19 protein-coding genes and 1 pseudogene are annotated in these 17,577 nt (G+C 59.4%); 7 read left to right on the top strand and 13 right to left on the bottom strand.

Annotated features, from left to right (window positions below; genetic code table 11):
- The first annotated feature begins 12 nt into the window (after positions 1–12).
- Together dcd and AB4O41_RS10995 are read left to right on the top strand one after the other, a co-directional pair.
- The gene (dcd, locus tag AB4O41_RS11000; protein ID WP_007904652.1) at positions 13–579 is read left to right on the top strand and encodes a dCTP deaminase; all 567 of its coding nucleotides are present in this window, start codon (positions 13–15) and stop codon (positions 577–579) included.
- A gap of 107 nt (positions 580–686) precedes the next feature.
- The gene (locus AB4O41_RS10995; RefSeq protein WP_008060697.1) at positions 687–896 is read left to right on the top strand and encodes a hypothetical protein; all 210 of its coding nucleotides are present in this window, start codon (positions 687–689) and stop codon (positions 894–896) included.
- Between the two features lie 187 nt (positions 897–1,083).
- Here the strand turns inward: AB4O41_RS10995 and AB4O41_RS10990 are convergent, their stop codons facing one another.
- The 8 genes from AB4O41_RS10990 to AB4O41_RS10955 all read right to left on the bottom strand — a co-directional run bounded on the left by AB4O41_RS10990 (position 1,084) and on the right by AB4O41_RS10955 (position 11,000).
- On the bottom strand, positions 1,084–1,848 hold the full coding sequence (locus AB4O41_RS10990; protein WP_253553416.1) for an ABC transporter ATP-binding protein: 765 nt from the start codon (positions 1,846–1,848) through the stop codon (positions 1,084–1,086).
- A gap of 13 nt (positions 1,849–1,861) precedes the next feature.
- Complete coding sequence (locus tag AB4O41_RS10985) at positions 1,862–2,980, bottom strand: succinylglutamate desuccinylase/aspartoacylase family protein (RefSeq protein WP_460147737.1); 1,119 nt, start codon at positions 2,978–2,980, stop codon at positions 1,862–1,864.
- Between the two features lie 12 nt (positions 2,981–2,992).
- The gene (locus AB4O41_RS10980) at positions 2,993–3,703 is read right to left on the bottom strand and encodes an ABC transporter permease (RefSeq protein WP_367374400.1); all 711 of its coding nucleotides are present in this window, start codon (positions 3,701–3,703) and stop codon (positions 2,993–2,995) included.
- Positions 3,700–4,428, bottom strand: a complete 729-nt coding sequence (locus AB4O41_RS10975; protein ID WP_367374401.1) for an ABC transporter permease — start codon at positions 4,426–4,428, stop codon at positions 3,700–3,702. The genes AB4O41_RS10980 and AB4O41_RS10975 overlap by 4 nt, the downstream gene beginning before the upstream one ends.
- A 56-nt stretch (positions 4,429–4,484) precedes the next feature.
- Positions 4,485–5,267, bottom strand: coding sequence for a transporter substrate-binding domain-containing protein (locus AB4O41_RS10970; protein WP_367374402.1), 783 nt, complete (start codon positions 5,265–5,267; stop codon positions 4,485–4,487).
- Positions 5,268–5,581: 314 nt separating this feature from the next.
- Positions 5,582–7,270, bottom strand: a complete 1,689-nt coding sequence (locus AB4O41_RS10965; RefSeq protein WP_460147736.1) for an ATP-dependent DNA ligase — start codon at positions 7,268–7,270, stop codon at positions 5,582–5,584.
- Positions 7,267–8,298: a ligase-associated DNA damage response exonuclease gene (locus tag AB4O41_RS10960; protein ID WP_460147735.1), complete on the bottom strand. Its 1,032-nt coding sequence runs from the start codon at positions 8,296–8,298 to the stop codon at positions 7,267–7,269. The genes AB4O41_RS10965 and AB4O41_RS10960 overlap by 4 nt, the downstream gene beginning before the upstream one ends.
- Before the next feature lie 251 nt (positions 8,299–8,549).
- The gene (locus AB4O41_RS10955; RefSeq protein WP_460147734.1) at positions 8,550–11,000 is read right to left on the bottom strand and encodes a penicillin acylase family protein; all 2,451 of its coding nucleotides are present in this window, start codon (positions 10,998–11,000) and stop codon (positions 8,550–8,552) included.
- 539 nt (positions 11,001–11,539) lie between these two features.
- Between AB4O41_RS10955 and AB4O41_RS10950 the strand changes: the two genes are divergently transcribed.
- On the top strand, positions 11,540–12,097 hold the full coding sequence (locus AB4O41_RS10950; protein WP_460148329.1) for a cysteine hydrolase family protein: 558 nt from the start codon (positions 11,540–11,542) through the stop codon (positions 12,095–12,097).
- A gap of 201 nt (positions 12,098–12,298) precedes the next feature.
- On the opposite strand, the gene AB4O41_RS10945 is transcribed toward AB4O41_RS10950, so the two are convergent.
- From AB4O41_RS10945 to AB4O41_RS10930, 4 genes and pseudogenes are all read right to left on the bottom strand, one after another.
- A complete protein-coding gene (locus tag AB4O41_RS10945) occupies positions 12,299–12,508 on the bottom strand; it encodes an SEC-C metal-binding domain-containing protein (protein ID WP_007906737.1) in 210 nt (69 codons plus the stop codon).
- Between the two features lie 5 nt (positions 12,509–12,513).
- Positions 12,514–13,004: pseudogene (locus AB4O41_RS10940) on the bottom strand (LEA/WHy family protein).
- 110 nt (positions 13,005–13,114) lie between these two features.
- Positions 13,115–13,591, bottom strand: coding sequence for a YchJ family protein (locus AB4O41_RS10935; RefSeq protein WP_460147733.1), 477 nt, complete (start codon positions 13,589–13,591; stop codon positions 13,115–13,117).
- 4 nt (positions 13,592–13,595) lie between these two features.
- Positions 13,596–14,093 carry a DUF6231 family protein gene (locus AB4O41_RS10930; RefSeq protein ID WP_460147732.1) on the bottom strand — a complete coding sequence of 166 codons (498 nt, stop codon included), beginning with the start codon at positions 14,091–14,093 and terminating at the stop codon, positions 13,596–13,598.
- A 200-nt stretch (positions 14,094–14,293) separates the two neighbouring features.
- Here AB4O41_RS10930 and AB4O41_RS10925 point away from each other — a divergent pair, with 200 nt between their 5' ends.
- The 4 genes from AB4O41_RS10925 to AB4O41_RS10910 all read left to right on the top strand — a co-directional run bounded on the left by AB4O41_RS10925 (position 14,294) and on the right by AB4O41_RS10910 (position 16,971).
- Positions 14,294–14,989, top strand: a complete 696-nt coding sequence (locus tag AB4O41_RS10925; RefSeq protein ID WP_460147731.1) for an OmpA family protein — start codon at positions 14,294–14,296, stop codon at positions 14,987–14,989.
- Positions 14,990–15,079: 90 nt separating this feature from the next.
- Positions 15,080–15,793: an OmpA family protein gene (locus tag AB4O41_RS10920; RefSeq protein WP_460147730.1), complete on the top strand. Its 714-nt coding sequence runs from the start codon at positions 15,080–15,082 to the stop codon at positions 15,791–15,793.
- Positions 15,794–15,941: 148 nt separating this feature from the next.
- A complete protein-coding gene (locus tag AB4O41_RS10915; protein ID WP_460147729.1) occupies positions 15,942–16,220 on the top strand; it encodes a DUF1145 domain-containing protein in 279 nt (92 codons plus the stop codon).
- Complete coding sequence (locus AB4O41_RS10910) at positions 16,213–16,971, top strand: collagen-like protein (protein WP_460147728.1); 759 nt, start codon at positions 16,213–16,215, stop codon at positions 16,969–16,971. Before AB4O41_RS10915 ends, AB4O41_RS10910 begins: the two co-directional genes overlap by 8 nt.
- A gap of 110 nt (positions 16,972–17,081) precedes the next feature.
- On the opposite strand, the gene AB4O41_RS10905 is transcribed toward AB4O41_RS10910, so the two are convergent.
- Positions 17,082–17,540 carry a CopD family protein gene (locus AB4O41_RS10905; protein WP_460147727.1) on the bottom strand — a complete coding sequence of 153 codons (459 nt, stop codon included), beginning with the start codon at positions 17,538–17,540 and terminating at the stop codon, positions 17,082–17,084.
- Between the last annotated feature and the right edge of the window lie 37 nt (positions 17,541–17,577).

Raw genomic sequence — 17,577 nt, 5'->3', positions numbered from 1 at the left:
AGGACACCCGCCATGAGCATCAAATCGGACAAGTGGATTCGCCGCATGGCGCAAGAGCACGGCATGATCGAGCCTTTCGTCGAGCGCCAGGTGCGCGGCAGCGACGATAGCCGTGTGATCTCCTACGGCGTGTCCAGCTACGGCTACGATGTGCGTTGCACCAATCACTTCAAGGTGTTTACCAACATCAATTCGGCGATCGTCGACCCGAAAAACTTCGATGCTGGCAGCTTCGTCGACATCCACAGCGACGTGTGCATCATTCCGCCGAACTCCTTCGCTCTGGCCAGCACCGTCGAATACTTCCGCATCCCGCGTAACGTATTGACCATTTGCCTGGGTAAAAGCACCTACGCGCGTTGCGGCATTATCGTCAACGTCACGCCGCTCGAGCCTGAGTGGGAAGGTCACGTGACCCTGGAGTTCTCCAACACCACCAATCTGCCGGCGAAAATCTACGCGAACGAAGGCGTGGCGCAGATGTTGTTCCTTGAGTCGGACGAAGAGTGCGAAGTCTCCTACAAGGACCGTGGCGGCAAGTACCAGGGCCAGCGTGGCGTGACCCTGCCGCGTACCTGAGTCAGCCGTCTGACAAGCCGTTGGAATTCCTGAGCGGGCGTACACTCTATGGAATGTACTGCTCCGATTCGCGCAAGGCGGATCGGGCCATCGCTCAGGAGTGCTTCATGAAGATCGATCCGCGAATAAGTGCCGAGCTGGCAAGGCTTGAACCCAATCAGGTTGGCGTGCTGGCCTGGTCCTTGTTGGCACATCCGCCCGTCAGCATGGCAGGGGGGATCCCTGGCCAGCCTGATCCCGATACCCCCAACGAACAACCGACAGAACCCGGCGAGCCGACTCTTCCGGACGAACCACCGCCCGCGCCAGTCGCCTGAACCCCTGTCGAATGAATGGCCAGTCAGCTGATATCTGTAAAAGATTTCAGCTGACTGGCCATATTTCGTTCGTCTATGACAAATATCGCCCGCGAAAGCGGTCTGTCAGTGACGTTGATGCTGGATCTGCTGACGTCTTCGCGGGCAAGTCGGATCGCCGCACCGCTCGCTCCTACGCAAAGGTGGGTTATTTGAGGTTGCCGCTGAGGAACTGCTTGAGTCGCTCACTCTTCGGATTGCCCAACACATCCTCCGGCGCACCTTCTTCTTCCACCAATCCCTGGTGCAGAAACAGCACCTGGCTCGACACCTTGCGGGCGAAGCTCATTTCGTGGGTGACCATGATCATGGTCCGGCCTTCTTCGGCCAGGCCCTGGATGACTTTGAGCACTTCGCCCACCAGTTCCGGGTCGAGCGCCGAGGTCGGTTCGTCGAACAGCATGACTTCCGGTTCCATGGCCAGCGCTCGGGCAATGGCTACCCGTTGTTGCTGGCCGCCTGAAAGGAACGCCGGGTATTGATCCGCCACGCGTGCCGCCAGGCCCACCTTGTCGAGGTAACGTCGGGCACGGTCTTCGGCCTCTTTCTTGCTGCAACCGAGCACCCGGCGCGGGGCCATGGTGATGTTTTCCAGCACCGTCATATGGCTCCACAGGTTGAAGTGCTGGAACACCATGGCCAGGCGCGTGCGGATTCGCTGCAATTCATCCTCATCGGCGACGCGCATTCCATGACGGTCATGGATCATGCGGATCGGCTGGCCGTCCATGGTCATGGCGCCGTCATTGGGCTGTTCGAGAAAGTTGATGCAGCGCAAAAAGGTGCTTTTGCCTGAGCCGCTGGCGCCGATCAGGCTGATGACGTCGCCGGTTTTGGCCTTGAGCGAAACGCCTTTGAGCACCTGATGATCGCCATAGCTTTTATGCAGGCCTTCGATGGTCAATTTGTACATGGGGCATGCATCCTCAAGGCGAAAGTAGGTAACCGCTGCGATAGGCTTCGGTGCCCGCGACGTGGGCGATCACCATGCCGGCAGTGGCCATGCGCCGCAACGAACGGGCGTACATCAGCCCGGCGGCGGTGCAATGAACAGGGGTGACACGATCATTGATCGGGTCGATCACTTCGGCGATCAGTTGCCCGGCCTCCAGGTATTCCCCAGGCAGGGCGGTGAACACCAGCAGCCCACCCACCGACGTCGCCACCGGTTCGACGCCGGCCAACGGTGTGGCCGGGTAGGGCAGTTCGGGTAATGGCGCCGGCTCACCGGCAATCGCGCCGAAATGAATCAGATAGTCGATCAGTGCCTGGCAATCGAGGCTGGCGAGCGGGTGATTGACGTCGCCCTGGCCGCGCAATTCGACGGTGACCGAAAAACTGCCCAGCGGAATCTCGAACTGTTCGCCAAAGCGCTCTTTCAACTGCCACCAGAGTAGGGTGAAACATTCATCGAACGACTGGCCACCAGAGTCGGTGGCCAGCAGGCTGGCTTCGGCACCGATGTAGCGCGCCAGCGGCTCGACCTGCGGCCAAGCCTCGGGTGTGGTGTAAAGGTGCGCCACGGCTTCGAAATCGCAATGCAGGTCCAGCACGATGTCCGCATCGCAGGCGAGCCGTTGCAGGGTCAAGCGCTGGGATTGCAGTTGTGTGCCTGCGGTCTGCCGCGCCAACGCCTTGCGCAGGCTGTCGCGGATCAGTTCGAGGTTATGTTGCGGATCGTCGCCGAGCAGGCCTTCGATCTCGTTGCCGACTTCTTCACTCAAATCGACGAACCAGCGATTGAAGTTCTGCCCGCTTTCCAGCTCGTAGCGGCCCAGTGGAACGTCCATCAACACTTGTTCCAGGCCGACCGGGTTGGCCACGGGCACCAGCACGATTTCGCTGCGCAGCCGGCCGGCGGCTTCCAGCTCCGCCAGACGTTGTTTGAGGTGCCAGGCCACCAACATGCCGGGCAATTCATCGGCATGCAGGGAGGACTGAATGTAAATCTTGCCTTTGGCCGACGGCGGGCCGAAGTGGAAGCTGTGAATCTGTCGCACGGTCCCCGGCAGCGGGGCCAGCAGGTCATGAATCTGGTGGCGCATGTACGAGTTGTCCTAGTGAGTCGGCCCGAGGAAGGCCAGCCATCGGCGTTCGGCGAGACGGAACAGGCCGACCAGCGCAAAGGTAACGGTCAGGTAGATCAGCGCGGCGATGCCGAACGACTGGAAGGTCAGGAAGGTCGCAGAGTTCGCATCGCGAGCGACTTTCAATACATCCGGGATGGTCGCGGTGAACGCCACAGTCGTCGAGTGCAGCATCAGAATCACTTCGTTGCTGTAATAAGGCAACGAGCGACGCAGGGCCGACGGCATGATGATGTACGCATAGAGCTTCCAGCCTGACAGGCCGTAAGCCTTTGCCGCTTCGACTTCGCCGTGGGCCATGCTGCGAATTGCCCCGGCGAAGATCTCCGTGGTATAGGCGCAGGTGTTCAGGGCGAAAGCCAGGATCGTGCAGTTCATCGCATCGCGAAAGAACGCATCGAGAACTGGCTGAGCACGCACGGCGGCCAGGCTGTAGATGCCGGTGTAACAAATCAGCAGCTGAATGTAGAGCGGCGTACCCCGGAACAGGTAGGTGTAAAACTGCACCGGCCAGCGGACGTAGACCTTGGGCGAAACCCTGGCGATGGACAGCGGAATCGATACCAGAAAACCGATGAAGATCGACGCGCTGAGCAGCCACATGGTCATGGCCAGGCCAGTGATGTTGTAGCCATCGGTATAAAGGAAGGGTTTCCAGTATTCCTGCAAGAGTTCGATCATCGTACGGCCTCCCGGGAACCGGCGGCATAGCGGCGTTCGAGCCAGCGCAGGACAAAATTGGACGCACTGGTGATCAGCAGGTAAATCAATGCGGCAAGCACCAGGAAGTAGAACAGTTGATAAGTGCTTTTACCGGCGTCCTGCGCAGCCTTGACCAGATCGGCGAGGCCGATGATCGAAACCAGCGCGGTGGCCTTGAGCATCACCATCCAGTTGTTGCCAATGCCGGGCAAGGCGAAGCGCATCATTTGCGGGAACACCACGATACGAAAACGCTGACCGCGTTTGAGGCCATAGGCGGTGGCGGCTTCGACCTGGCCCCGCGGTACGGCGAGGATCGCGCCACGGAAGGTTTCGGTGAAATACGCGCCATAAATGAAGCCCAGGGTGATGACCCCGGCGCTGAACGGGTTGATCTCGATGTATTCCCATTCCATGAAGTCGGTAAACGAGGTCAGCCAGGTTTGCAGGCTGTAGAAAATCAGCAGCATCAACACCAGATCGGGCACCCCGCGAATCAGCGTGGTGTAGAGCTGGGCCGGTACCCGCAGCAGTTTGACTTTTGACAGCTTGGCACTGGCGCCCAACAGACCGAGCAACACGGCCACCAACAGCGACAACACCGATAACTTGATGGTCATCCAGGTGCCTTCCATCAGCAACGGGCCGAAGCCCTGGAGGCTGAAGGCTGAGAGCCCCAGGTTTTGTAAGAGGTTTTCGAACATAAATCAGCAACCTGATCGGGTGAAAAAAGCGCCCATCGCGAGATGGGCGCCGGGCATTATTTGCCGCTGTACAGATTCAGATCGCCAAAGTGTTTCTTCTGAATGGTGGCGTAGGTGCCATCGTCGTGTAACGCTTTGATACCTTTATCCAAAAGTGCCTTGAGGTCTTTGTTACCTTTCGAGATACCGATCGCTGTTTTAGCGGGCAGCAATTCGCTGTCGACTGGCTTGCTGACTTCGTAATCGGCGCCTTTTGGCGACTTCAGGAAGCCCAACTCGGCTTGCAACATGTCCTGGATGGCTGCGTCGAGACGGCCGGAAGTCAGATCGGAATACACCTGATCCTGGTTCTGATAGGCCTGGGTTTTCACGCCGGCCTTGTCCAGCACGGCTTTGGCATAGGCTTCCTGAATGGTGCCTTGCTCGTAACCGACGGTTTTACCCTTCAACGAAGCGACGTCTTCGCTCAGGCCGGAACCTTTCTTGAACACGTAAGCAGTAGGGCCGGAGAACAGCTCGCTGGAGAAGTCGATGACTTTTTCGCGGGCCGGGGTGACGGTCATCGAAGAGATCACACCGTCGAATTTATTGGCTTTCAGGCCTGGAATCATGCCGTCGAAATCGCTTTCGACCCATTTGCACTTGACCTTCAGTTCGGCACAGATCGCATTGCCCAGGTCGATGTCGAAGCCTACCAGGCTGCCGTCGGCTGCTTTGGACTCGAACGGCGCGTAGGAAGGGTCAACGCCAAAACGCAATTCTTTATATTCCTTGGCCAGCGCGGAGCCAGCAGCCATGCACAACGCCAGTGCAGAAAGGGTCAGCAATGCTTTTTTCATTATTCAATCCCTAAGAACCAATATGAGCGCTTGTGGCGCAGAAGTACTGTTACTGGAAAGCGTAAGACCTATTAAAAGTAGCAATTTCCGAACCAGAGTCCCGAACAAGCGTTTAAAAGGTAATACAAGAAGTGGCAAAGCGCGATAGTGCACGAAAATGGGCATCGCCAGATTCCTGCGCCAGAGTGGTGCTGTAGAAGCGAGGCTTGCCCGCGAAGCTTTTGGCGTACTTGAAGATGCCTTCGCGGGCAAGCCTCGCTCCTACAGAGCAGGTTTCGCCAGCTGCTACAAAAGATCGGTCTACAGAAATCAGGTCAGGCGAGCAAATCCTGCAACGTCGCCAAGCTGTCAGCGTCCTCCACCGATTTGTCGTGCCGCCAACGCAGCATCCTCGGAAACCGCACCGCAATCCCGCTCTTGTGCCGTTTCGACAGGGCGATACCTTCGAACCCCAGCTCAAATACCAAAGTCGGCTTCACACTACTGACCGGTCCGAATTTTTCCACCGTGGTCTTGCGCACGATGCTATCGACCTGGCGCATTTCTTCGTCAGTCAATCCGGAGTAGGCCTTGGCGAAAGGCACCAGCGTTCGCTCGCGGGCAGAGGGTGGGCCGTCCCACACAGCGAAGGTGTAATCGGTGTAGAGACTGGCCCGGCGGCCATGGCCTTGCTGGGCATAGATCAGCACTGCATCAACGCTGAACGGGTCGACTTTCCATTTCCACCATACGCCCATGTCCTTGGTCCGCCCGACGCCATACAGCGCATCGCGGGCCTTGAGCATCATGCCTTCGACGCCCAATTTGCGAGAGGCCTCTCGTTGGCGGGCGAGGTCGAACCAGTCTTCACCGGTCAGCACGGGCGAGCTCAGTAACACCGGGTTTGCGCAGGAGTTGATGAGTTGTTCCAGCTGCGTGCGGCGCGTGGCTTGAGTCCGGTTGCGCCAATCCTCACCCTGCCATTCCAGCAGATCATAGGCCTGGATGACCACGGGCACCTCATCGAGGATTTTTTTGCTCAGCATTTTGCGGCCGATCCGTTGTTGCAACAGGGCGAAAGGCAGCACAGAAGGTGACGATGGCGATTGCGCGTCGAAAGCGTCCTCGATGCCCGGTTGCACGGCTTTCCAGGCGACAATTTCACCATCGATCACCGTGCCATCGGGTAAGTCACGAACCAGGCTCTCCAGTTCGGGGAAGCGTTCGCTCACCAGCTCTTCACCTCGCGACCAGATCCACAAGCGTCCATCGCGCTTGACCACTTGAGCGCGGATGCCGTCCCACTTCCATTCCACTTGCCATTGATTGGCCGGGCCGAGCATGGCTTCGAACTGCTCGACCGGATGCGACAATGCATGGGCGAGGAAAAACGGGTACGGCTGGCCACCCCGTTGGGCATGCTCATGGGGTGATTCGGGGGCGATCAGCTTCAGGTAACTGGTGGCGCTTGGGCGGTTGGACAGATCGGTATAACCCACCAGCCGCTGGGCCACGCGCTTGCTGTCGAGCCCGGCCATGGCCGCCAGCGCGCGGGTGACCAGCAATTTGGAGACCCCGACACGGAAACTGCCAGTGATCAATTTGATGCACAGCATCAGACTCTGGCGATCCAGTTGCGCCCACAGGGCGGGCAAGCATTCGGCGAGGGTCAGCGCAGGCGCATTACGCAGCGGCAGCAGTTTGTTTTCAATCCACACCGCCAGCCCGTCGGTAGAGGTGTGGTGCGTTTCGGGCAGCACCAGCGAGATGGTTTCCGCCAGATCACCGACGGCCTGATAACTTTCTTCGAACAACCAGGGCGAGAGCCCGGAAAACGTTGTGGCCATTTCCCGCAGCATTCGTACCGGCACCAATTGCCGAGGTCGTCCACCGGACAGAAAGTACACCGCCCAGGCGGCATCTTCGGGCGAGGCTTGGGCGAAATAGTTCTGCATCGCCGTCAGTTTGGCGTTGCTCGAGGTGGTGGCATCGAGTTCGGCATACAAGTCGGCGAAGGCTTTCATGCCAGCACCTCGGCGCGCTCGGGTTCGAGAACTGTGGTGTCTTCATCATCGCCGTATTCGGTGCTGAAACTCATGGCATCGAGGCCTAGTTCGCGTAGATGGCGCACCAGTACGCCGATCGATCCATGGGTGACGATCACGCGCTCGGCGCCGGTTTGTTCGATGGCCCACAGCAGGCCGGGCCAATCAGCGTGATCAGATAGCACGAAGCCACGGTCCACGCCGCGCCGCCGCCGTGTACCGCGCAAGCGCATCCAACCGCTGGCGAAGCCATCGCTGTAGTCACCGAAACGCCGTACCCAAGGGCTGGCACCCGCCGAAGGCGGCGCGAGAACCAAGGCCTTGCGCATCATCGGGTCATGTTTTTTTACTTCGGAGGAATAGATCGTTGGCGGTAAGTAAATGCCGCTCTCGCGATAAATCCGATTGATGGGTTCAAGCGCGCCATGTACCAGAATGGGGCCGAGGCTGGCATCGATGCCGTGGAGAATCCGCTGAGCCTTGCCGAAGGCGTAGCAGAGCAGCACGCTGGTTTTGTCGGCTGCGGCGTTGGTCTGCCACCACTGATTGATCTCGGCAAAGATCTGCGTCTGGGGTTGCCAGCGGTAAATCGGCAAACCGAACGTCGATTCCGTGATGAATGTATGGCAACGCACTGGTTCGAACGGCGCACAGGTGCCGTCGGGCTCGGTCTTGTAATCCCCCGAGGCGACCCAGACTTCCCCGCCATATTCCAAACGCACTTGGGCTGAGCCGAGCACGTGGCCCGCGGGATGAAAACTCAGTTTTACGCCTCGGTGCAGCAACGGCTCGCCATAGGGCAGCGTTTGCAGGTTGATATCCTGGCCCAGACGCGCGTGCAGAATGCCTGCACCCGGTGCCGCCGCCAGATAATGTTGATTGCCACGGCGAGCATGGTCGCTGTGGGCGTGGGTGATTACCGAGCGTTCGACCGGCTGCCATGGGTCGATATAGAAATCACCGGGCGGGCAGTACAAACCTTCAGGACGAGCGATAACAAGGTCCATATTGTTACCCAAATGGAGAGGCCTGTTAGCTAGGAGGTTTGCGCGAAGCGAGAAGTTCTATTTTTTTCAAGGAAAAATGGCGGCGTTAATCAGGCCACTTTCGCGAGCAGGCTCGCTCCCACATTTAATCGAGTTCTGTCAGAAAGAATGCGATCAAATGTGGGAGCGAGCCTGCTCGCGATAGCGATGGTGCATCCACATAAAGGGAACCGACAGCATGCTTTCGCAAGCAAGCCAGGTCCCACTCGAGGTTACTTGCCAGGCGTCAGCGTCAACCGCGTCTTGCCATACACCTTGTCAAAGTTCTGCGGCTGCATTGGCAGGCTCATGTATTGCCCCTTGATCCATGGATCGACGCTGTCGAGATAGTGCGGGCTGGCCGGGTTGCCGGATTGACCGGTACCGTTCTGGCCCATCAGCGGTTCGGCCTGACCGAAATCGACGATAAAGCGCATGGCCGGAGCCAGCGTGGTGTTGAAGTCCTGACCCCAGGTGAACGCGGCGGTGTTGAGCGTGGTGTGGTCGCCGCCGGCTGCCAACGGACCGCGCACGGTCTGACCGCTGGCGTTCTTCCACTCGTAGCGATGCAGTTTGCCCCACTGCCAGGTTTTGTGATCGCCACCCAACTGGCTGTCACCCGCGCTGATCGCGGCCGCCAGGCTACGGGCGAGAATCGCCGGTTTGTCTTCTTTCTGCGCAGTGCGCAGGTCATCCCAGAACGGACTGTCTTCGCGGCCCAGCAGATGATCGGCCTGTGCCGCGTAAGACAACTTGCCGTTGGCGATAAAGGCTTTCCACGCCGGGGTGCTTTCCGGGCCCAGTTCGTCGAGGAAAATCTGCTTAGTGCTTTCCTGCAGGAACAGCTCGTAGATCGCCGCGTCGGCGGAGGTCGGGCTGAGTTTGCCGTCGAAAGCCATCAAGCGCGTGTAGGCCTCGCGAGCCTTGCCGCGATCGGCAACCGGCAGCGCTTCGATGGCTTGTTTGAGTGGCTGGGACATGCCCGGCGCTTCAAACATCTTCTTCAGCTTGGCAGCGAAGGTGGTGGTCTGGTCGTATTGCATGGCGATCAGGCTACGCGTGTCGTGTTTGCCCACGCCCGCCAGTTCGGCCATGCGTTCGCCGCGCTCCGGCGCCGACCAGGAATTGGACAGCTGCATGCCGTAGCCATGGGGAATGACCCGTTGGTTGGCGGTGCCGAGCCAGCCTTGAGCCGGGTCCTGGTCATACGGATGGAGCATCGGGTCGGCATAACCGTCCCAGTCGTAGCGACCTTCCCAGCCCGGCGACGGCAGCAAGCCTTCGCCTTCGCGACGGTTCGGGTAGCGTCCGGTCACTTGCCAGCCGATATTGCTGGCATCGGCAAACACCAGATTCAGGGCGATGGCGCGTATTTCACGGCTGGCGTCCGAGGCCTTCTCGACGCTTTGCGCTCGGGATAGGTCGAAAAAGGCGTCCAGGGTTTTGTCGTCGGTGAAGTTCGGCGTCTGCAAGGCCAGGCCGAAACCATTCGCCAGTGCGCTGCCTTGGGCGCTATTGAGCAGCGGCCCGTGGCGGGTTTCGTACACCGCTTCGCGAATCGGCCGCTGGCCTTTGACGAAGTAGGTTTCGTTGCGCACGATCGCCGGCTGCCATTTGCCGCCCACTTCGTAGGAAAGGCCGTTGCCCTGGCGTTTGATTTTTTCCAGGAACAGGTCCTGGTTGTCGCCCATGACCGTGGTCATGCTCCACGCCACTTTGCCGTTGAAACCACCGAGCACCATCGGTAGCCCGGCAATGGTCACGCCGGAGGCCTGGTATTTCGGCGCGCGAATCTGCACGTAACTGAACAGCGACGGCACGCCCAGCGGCCCATGGCTATCGCTGGCCAACAGGCTTTTGCCGCTGCGGCTGCGTTGCGGGGCGATCGCCCAGTTGTTCGAAGAGGTGGCGCCCAACAGGTTCAGGTCCGATAGGCGAGCGGTAGCCTTGCTGATTTCGCTCAGCCCCGGGATTTGCCCGTTGAGTTTGATGCCCTGAAGTTTTTCGGCTTCAGCGACCGGCAGTTTTTCGTCGGGAGCGGAGGGCGACAGCCAGGCCAGCTTGTCGGCGCTGACCGTCTGGGCCAGCATCAGCGAGGAAATCTCTTCCGGCAGGTTCGCCGATTGACTGAAATTCAGCAGGCAGAAAATCAGCGCCGAATCTTCAGGTTTCCAGTATTCCGGTTTGTAGCCAGTGGCCGCGAGATCGGCAGGCAGTTTGTCGCGGTAGCGGAACAGGTAGGCGTTGACCCCTCGGGCATAGACTTCGAAGAAACGCTTGAGGCGTGGCGAAGAGGCCTTGTACAGCTCACCCGCGCTTTTCTTCAGATTGACTGCACGCATGTAGCGGTCGGCGTCGAGCAGGTCCGAACCAGACATCTCCGCCAGACGGCCCTGGGCGAGCAAACGCAGAGTGACCATTTGGCTGATGCGGTCGCTGGCATGCACGTAGCCGAGGGTGAACAGCGCATCGTGGAAGCTGTTGCTCTCGATCAGCGGCATGCCCATGGCATTGCGTCGAACCGAAACGTTCTGCGCCAATCCTTTGAGCGGTTGCACGCCGGAGGCTGGCGGGAGGGTGTCCTGGGTGTTCCAGGTCTGACAACCAGTCAGGCTCAAAACACTGGCCACTGCTGCGGCAACGCCGAACCGGGGAAGAAAATGTGTAAGGGCTGGCGAGGCCATGGCAAAGCTCCTGCGGGGGTAGAGGTGCCCCGCCTCGAAAGTCGCTGTTCAGTGTTGACGGCGTCTAATGTCGTCAGACTGCGTTGCCGCTCCTCGCCATAGCGAGCTATGACTCGTCGCGGCGCCTTGCCTGACAACATTAGCCACTCGCCAAAACTGAACGGACTTCCGAGGCGGGGCACAATAAAGGCGCTACGTTAGTGAGCAGGAGGTGGCCGCGCAAGCGGCGGCGGGGTTATTTCTTTATTGATCGTTCCCACGCTCTGCGTGGGAATGCAGCCCGTGACGCTCTGCGTCACATCCAGAGCCGAACGCGGAGCGTTCGTTGAAGCATTCCCACGCGGAGCATGGGAACGATCAGAGTGCAGGGCCTCAGGGTTTAGGCGGATTAATGAAGTGCTCCAAATCAAGTGGCATCGTCAGGTACGGGCAGCGACCGCAAGCATCAGGTCGTCCTGTTTGCGTTTGATGGCTTGCCAGTAGGAAGAGGTGATGCTGAAGTGCGGGAAATTCAATGCCCCAGCAGGAGAAAAGTCGGCATGGAGCTCAAGATAAACGCGGCGCTGATCATCATCGATCAACAAAAAGGCATCCTGCATCCAAAACTGGGTCGTCGAAACAACCCTCAAGCCGAAGAGCGAATCCTGGAATTGCTGGGGCATTGGCGCCGAACCGGGAGGCCGGTGATTCATGTGCAGCACTTGTCCCCCTCAGAGGATTCAGTGTTCTGGCCGCAGCAATCGGGGGTGGAATTTCAGGAGCGTTTTCAACCATCGATGGGTGAGTGGTTGATTCAGAAGCAGGTGCCGGATGCCTTTTGTTCGACGGGACTGGAGGCACGTTTGCGCGAGGCGGGGATCGATCAGTTGATCATCGTGGGTGTGGCGACCAACAATTCGGTCGAGTCCACGGCGCGAACGGCCGGGAATCTGGGGTTTGAAACGTGGGTTGCGCAGGATGCGTGCTTTACCTTCGACAAGGCGGACTTTTTCGGCAATGCCCATTCAGCCGAGGAAGTGCATGCAATGTCGCTGGGTAATTTGCAGGGTGAGTATGCGACGGTCGTCAGTACTGCGAAAATTCTGCAGGCCGACTAAAAAACCTGTGGGAGCGGGCTTGCCCGCGATGAGGATCTAACTGAAACAGTTGTATTGAATGTGCCGCCGTCATCGCGGGCAAGCCCGCTCCCACAGTTGATCGGCGGTGTTCACAATTTTGTGGTTCACAAAAGATCCCTGTGGGAGCGAGCCTGCTCGCGAAGACGATTCAACAGGCGAAAAAGATATCCGCCCGAAGCATCAAGCGCCGTGGCACTTCTTGAATTTCTTGCCGTTGCCGCATGGGCAAGGGTCGTTGCGGCCGACGTCTTTCAGGGCGTTACGCACCGGTTCCTGGTGGGCGTGGCCGCAGTTCGGGCCGTGGACATGGCCATGGTCGTGATCATGGTGGTCGTGATGGTCATGATCGTGGTTGCAGTCAGGGCCATGGACATGAGGTTGCTGGGTCATCGGGGTCACTCCGGAATTAAATCGGCGGCGATTATCACGCCATTGCGCGCCAGGTGCACGTAGTGCGCGATGAATAAACCGGTTTCCAGTTCACCTTCCAGACGATAGGGAATGGGTTGATCGGGTTTTTCAGCAATTTCACCAGGTCCCGGACTTTCGGCCACAGGTTGGTGCGAATCGGTACCTTGAAATAGGCACTGCGCTTGGGGCCGATCGTGAACCAATGTTCGTGCTCGCCTTCGGTCAGCAGGATGTCCCCGAGGTGAATGCGATATTCCAGGGCGCGCACCGTCAGGTCTTGGTCATTGGGATTGTCGACGCGAAAGTGCAGCAGGAACTTCTGCTCCAGCAATTTGGCCCGTACCACCTCGACCTTGACCAAGTGCACTTGTGGCTCCGGGAGGTCGTTGTCAAAGTCGAACCACGACGCGCAGCCGCCGAGCCCCAGAAACAGGAGCAGGGTGAGCAGCTGTAATGCGCGCCGTTGACGGGTCATGGTGAGGTATCTCCCTTGAGACCCAGTCTAGCCTTAAAAAGATCGCAGCCTTCGGCAGCGCCTGCAGGCGCGGAGCTGCCGAAGGCTGCGATCTTTTGCTGTTGGTCAACTCAAGCGCCGAAATAACTCGCGCAACACTTCTTGAACTTCTGCCCGCTGGCGCACGGGCACGCGTCATTGCGTCCCGCCTTGAGTGGCACGGTGGGGTCAATGAAGTACCAGCGGCCAGTGTTCTGCACGAATGACGAACGTTCGCGGTGACTGTGTTCGCCGCTGCTGTCATGCCAGCGAGCGGTGAAAGTGACGAAAGCGTGCTCCGGTTGTCCGCCAAAGACCTCGGCGCTTTCCACCTCCAGGCCCAGCCAGGTGCTTTGGGCGCTCCAGTCGCTGATCGACTGGCGATCCAGGCTAGCCTGTTGCGCGGGCAGGGTGGTCGCCACCAGATAATCGATCAACCCCAGTACATAGGCGCTGTAGCGCGAACGCATCAAGACTTCGGCGCTAGGGGCGCAATGGCCGGCATGGTAATGACCGCAGCAGGCATCGAGCAGCGTGCCGCTGCCGCAAGGGCAAATGGATGTACTCATTGCGTTACCACCAATATTTCCCGAAATTTTCCGGATTGGCCCAGAAGCGTGAGTTGAGCCAGTCGGGCACCTGTTTATAGTCAAGCAGATCATAGGTGAACAGGGTCAGTACTTGATCGTCGCGCTGGAAGCGTTCACTGGCTTGCAACGCCAGGGAAAAAAAGTCCGTCTCCTGCCAACCGCTGGCCGGCAAGTCGGCCAGCACCGCAATGCGACTGGCATTGAGGTTGCGTATTCCACCGAGCAGATTCAGGCCATCGCGCTTGGGCAAGTGTTCGAGACAATCGACCACCAGCGCCAGATCAAACCGTTGCGCCGCCAGTTCGGCCGGCAATGACCCGGGCGCCGCATAGGCGACGATGCTGTCCGGGTGCGCGAGCTTGAATGCCTCAAGCGCGGGGAATTCGCTGGCGCCAATCAGCAACAGACGCGCCGGGGCATAACGATCAAGCAAAGCGGCCAACGCCTGTTGGGGCGTGCGCGAAGAGATACCTGCAATCATTGAAGATCCTCAATCAGATCGCCAAGACTAGCCTGCCCAGACGTCCGAGCCTAGTTCCTGTCTCGCCGGTTCAGCCAAAAAGCTGCGATCTTCCATGAACAGGGGGCCAAACAGCAATGGCCTATTGCTGGCGGAGATTAAAAGTCGGGTCTTTACTCCCTAGAATCGGTTTTAAGCCGATCCCTCAGGAGAAGAACTAGATGAGCATAATTCGGACAGCATTACCCTTGGTTCTGCTAACCAGTGTGTTGACTGGTTGCGCAGGTTTGCAGAAAACCGACTGGCCGACCTGTGCGGCGGTCGGTGGTGTCGTCGGTGCAGGGCTCGGCGCGACCGAGAGTTCGGCATGGGCGGGGTATGGCGCGCTGCTGGTCGGCGGCACGGCAGCCGCCTATTGCTGGGTGCACGGCGATGGTGATGAAGACGGCGATGGCGTGCTGGACAGCCGCGACAAGTGCCCGGGTACACCTAAAGGCGTGCGGGTCGATGCCGACGGCTGCCCTCCACCAGCACCTGCTCCGGTAGTTGAGGAGACGGCGGTGGTCAAGGAAGAAGTCATCGTTATCCGTGATGTGCACTTTCAGTTCGACTCGGCCAAGCTTACCCCTGCCGATAAAGACGTACTCAACACCATTGCCACCCGCCTGAAACAGGAATCCTCCAGCGCCCAACTGACCGTGACCGGTCATACCGATAGTGTCGGCAGTGATGCCTACAACCAGAAACTGTCGGATAGACGCGCCCATTCGGTGGTGGAATACCTGATCTCCCAAGGCGTGCCACGCAGCAGTTTCGTGTCCGTGACCGGTGCCGGTGAAAGCCAGCCGGTGGCCGATAATAAAACCGCTGACGGCCGTGCGTTGAACCGTCGCACGGAAATCAAAATCAACCGCTAGATCCCTTGTGCTCCGCGGCTTGTACAGTCGCGGATGCGGGTCTTTACTCCTGTGTGACCGGTATGGGCCGGTGACACAGGAGCATTCACAATGAGCGTTCTCACAAGGACTGTCTTGCCGGTTCTGCTGCTTGGCAGTCTTCTGACCGGTTGTGCGACTCACAGCGATGGCACCGCCCCCCTCAATCAACGAACCTGGCCGATCTGCAGTGTCATAGGCGGGCTGGTCGGTGGCGGTTTGGGCGCAATTGAAAGCAGTGGCTGGGCAGCGGGTGGAGCGGCGCTCGGGATCTTGACCGGTGGCCTGATCTGCTACGCCCAGGATGGTGATGAAGACGATGATGGTGTCTTCGATCGACGTGATCGCTGCCCTGATACGCCTGCCAATACCCCCGTTGAACATCACGGTTGTCCGCTGCCGCAATACCCGGCCAGCGTGAAACCAGTTGAACCACCGGTATCGGAAGTCATCACCCTGAACGGCAACGTGCTATTCGCCTACAACCAATCCGACCTGATGCCCGAAGCGCGCAGTCAGCTGGATTCATTGATGGCCAAGTTGCAGGGCGCCGATGTGGTGAGCGTCAAAGTCGTCGGCCATACCGACAGCCAGGGTTCGGACACCTATAACCAGAAGCTGTCGGAACGGCGTGCCAGCAGCGTGGCGGCCTACCTGTTGAGCCAGGGGCTGGCGCCGAACAAACTCACCAGCGAAGGCCGGGGCGAAAGCCAACCGATAGCCGATAACGACACGGAAGAAGGGCGGGCGCAAAACCGTCGCGTGGAGTTGCATATCAATCGCTGAGCCATGTGATAGAGCCGTCGGATGATGATTCAGGCTTGTCCGGCGGCCAATCCGCGACCTTCGGGAAGAATTTTTTGTTGCCCTCTGGCTTATCCCGCACGTAAGCCGTTACTGTGCGCACAAAGAATAATTCTCAACGGAGGAGCGTATGAAGGTGTTTTGGGGGCTGGGGAAGTTACTGACCTTGCTGTTCTGGTTGGTGCTGCTAGTCAACCTGCTCATACCGTTTGTTCATCCGCTGCACCTGTTGGTCAATCTGGCGGGCAGCGTGTTGGCAGGGCTCCATCTTCTGGAGCTGGTGTTCTGCAACCGCAGCCTCAAAGGTCGAGCCCACCCTTGGCGTGATCGCCTGAAGATTGTCTTTTTCGGCGTTTTCCACCTGCAAACCATTCCGGCCCCGGCCGCTTCGAAGGCCTCCCATGCGTAAACTCTGTCTGCTCGCTGCACTTATCAGCCCATTGGCCTGCGCGCAGGTGGTGAGCGTCGAAACCAACTCGCTGATGCGCTTGCCCAACACCGCCAGTACCTTGCAACTGGAACGGCTGGAAGTCGCCGATTACGGCACCTTGCTGATTCCCTCGAACGTGACCGAAGTGACGGTCGGCGAGCTGCACCTGGGACGCGAAGCGCGGATCGCCATCGTGCCGAGCGAACAAGCTCTGGCGTTGAAGGTCAGCCATGCCGAGTTGGCCGAAGGCAGCCAGATCACTGCGCGGGGCGCGCCGGGGACTTACCTCAAGGCCGCTCGTTCCGGGCGCAATCTGGATCTGCAGATCAAAGCGTTGAACGCGCCGCAATTGTCGGTAGACGCTCGGGGTGGCGCGGGCGCTCCAGGTTTTGTCGGCCTTGATGGAGCCAACGGTCAAGCACCGGGTTGTACCTGGGGCCAGGCCGGTCGCGGCGCCGATGGCAGTAATGGCAGCGACGGCCAGCCGGGTGCGCCAGGGGCGCAGGTTCGGCTGGAAGTGCCGCGTGAATACCCTGTGCAGCAGATCAAGGTCGAGATTGCCGGTGGGGTGGGTGGAGCGGCAGGGCCTGGTGGTAAACCGGGAGCGGGAGGCAAATCCAAGGGCTGCTTTGTTTATAAAGCCGACGGCGGCAAGAGCGGTCACGCCGGTGCCGATGGCCAGCCTGGGCCCGCGGGGGTGGCGGGTTCGGTGACGATTCAGCGGTTGTAAGCCCTCAAGCGATGGTTCCCACGCTCTGCGTGGGAACGCAGGCCGTGACGCTGCGCGTCACTGGACGCGGAGCGTCCCTTGAGGCGTTCCCACGCAGAGCGTGGGAACGATCACGGCCGAGCCGCAGCAATCGCCACCAGCGCCAACCCGACCATCAGGTTAATCCCCACCAGGCGCCGAATTTTGCCCAGCACCGCCGCGCCCGTCGGCCAATCCTGAGCCACCACCGCCGTGCGCAGTTCCGGCAGCAATAACGCCTGAATCCGGATAAACAGCGCCGTCATCACCACATACAATCCCATCATCACCTGCACATACCGCGGCGCTGCTTCAAATCCGGCGAACTGCAGATGAATCATGCCCACGCCGCTGATCGGCAAAAGCACCACCGCGATCCAGACCCAGCGGAAAAAACCTTGAAACACTTCCACCCACAGCTTCAACCGGGCAGGGCCTTCCAGCGCCTTCATCGCCGCGGGGCGCAAGACCATCCAGGCGAAAAACATGCCGCCGACCCACACCAGGGCGGCCAGGACATGCAGGGTATAAACGATGCCAAAAGGTGTCATTGAGGTACTCCGTTCTGCGCGGGATTGATTAGCGGGG

It is taken from the genome of Pseudomonas sp. S2_A02, from assembly GCF_054668495.1.
Note: the sequence above shows the minus strand (reverse complement) of the source record. Positions and strands in the feature narration are given on the sequence as shown.

Excerpts from the sequence above, each read along its gene's own strand:
- dcd (WP_007904652.1), top strand. The coding sequence starts at position 13 with ATGAGCATCAAATCGGACAAGTGGATTCGCCGCATGGCGCAAGAGCAC.
- AB4O41_RS10995 (WP_008060697.1), top strand. The coding sequence starts at position 687 with ATGAAGATCGATCCGCGAATAAGTGCCGAGCTGGCAAGGCTTGAACCC.
- AB4O41_RS10990 (WP_253553416.1), bottom strand. The coding sequence starts at position 1,848 with ATGTACAAATTGACCATCGAAGGCCTGCATAAAAGCTATGGCGATCAT.
- AB4O41_RS10985 (WP_460147737.1), bottom strand. The coding sequence starts at position 2,980 with ATGCGCCACCAGATTCATGACCTGCTGGCCCCGCTGCCGGGGACCGTG.
- AB4O41_RS10980 (WP_367374400.1), bottom strand. The coding sequence starts at position 3,703 with ATGATCGAACTCTTGCAGGAATACTGGAAACCCTTCCTTTATACCGAT.
- AB4O41_RS10975 (WP_367374401.1), bottom strand. The coding sequence starts at position 4,428 with ATGTTCGAAAACCTCTTACAAAACCTGGGGCTCTCAGCCTTCAGCCTC.
- AB4O41_RS10970 (WP_367374402.1), bottom strand. The coding sequence starts at position 5,267 with ATGAAAAAAGCATTGCTGACCCTTTCTGCACTGGCGTTGTGCATGGCT.
- AB4O41_RS10965 (WP_460147736.1), bottom strand. The coding sequence starts at position 7,270 with ATGAAAGCCTTCGCCGACTTGTATGCCGAACTCGATGCCACCACCTCG.
- AB4O41_RS10960 (WP_460147735.1), bottom strand. The coding sequence starts at position 8,298 with ATGGACCTTGTTATCGCTCGTCCTGAAGGTTTGTACTGCCCGCCCGGT.
- AB4O41_RS10955 (WP_460147734.1), bottom strand. The coding sequence starts at position 11,000 with ATGGCCTCGCCAGCCCTTACACATTTTCTTCCCCGGTTCGGCGTTGCC.
- AB4O41_RS10950 (WP_460148329.1), top strand. The coding sequence starts at position 11,540 with ATGGAGCTCAAGATAAACGCGGCGCTGATCATCATCGATCAACAAAAA.
- AB4O41_RS10945 (WP_007906737.1), bottom strand. The coding sequence starts at position 12,508 with ATGACCCAGCAACCTCATGTCCATGGCCCTGACTGCAACCACGATCAT.
- AB4O41_RS10935 (WP_460147733.1), bottom strand. The coding sequence starts at position 13,591 with ATGAGTACATCCATTTGCCCTTGCGGCAGCGGCACGCTGCTCGATGCC.
- AB4O41_RS10930 (WP_460147732.1), bottom strand. The coding sequence starts at position 14,093 with ATGATTGCAGGTATCTCTTCGCGCACGCCCCAACAGGCGTTGGCCGCT.
- AB4O41_RS10925 (WP_460147731.1), top strand. The coding sequence starts at position 14,294 with ATGAGCATAATTCGGACAGCATTACCCTTGGTTCTGCTAACCAGTGTG.
- AB4O41_RS10920 (WP_460147730.1), top strand. The coding sequence starts at position 15,080 with ATGAGCGTTCTCACAAGGACTGTCTTGCCGGTTCTGCTGCTTGGCAGT.
- AB4O41_RS10915 (WP_460147729.1), top strand. The coding sequence starts at position 15,942 with ATGAAGGTGTTTTGGGGGCTGGGGAAGTTACTGACCTTGCTGTTCTGG.
- AB4O41_RS10910 (WP_460147728.1), top strand. The coding sequence starts at position 16,213 with ATGCGTAAACTCTGTCTGCTCGCTGCACTTATCAGCCCATTGGCCTGC.
- AB4O41_RS10905 (WP_460147727.1), bottom strand. The coding sequence starts at position 17,540 with ATGACACCTTTTGGCATCGTTTATACCCTGCATGTCCTGGCCGCCCTG.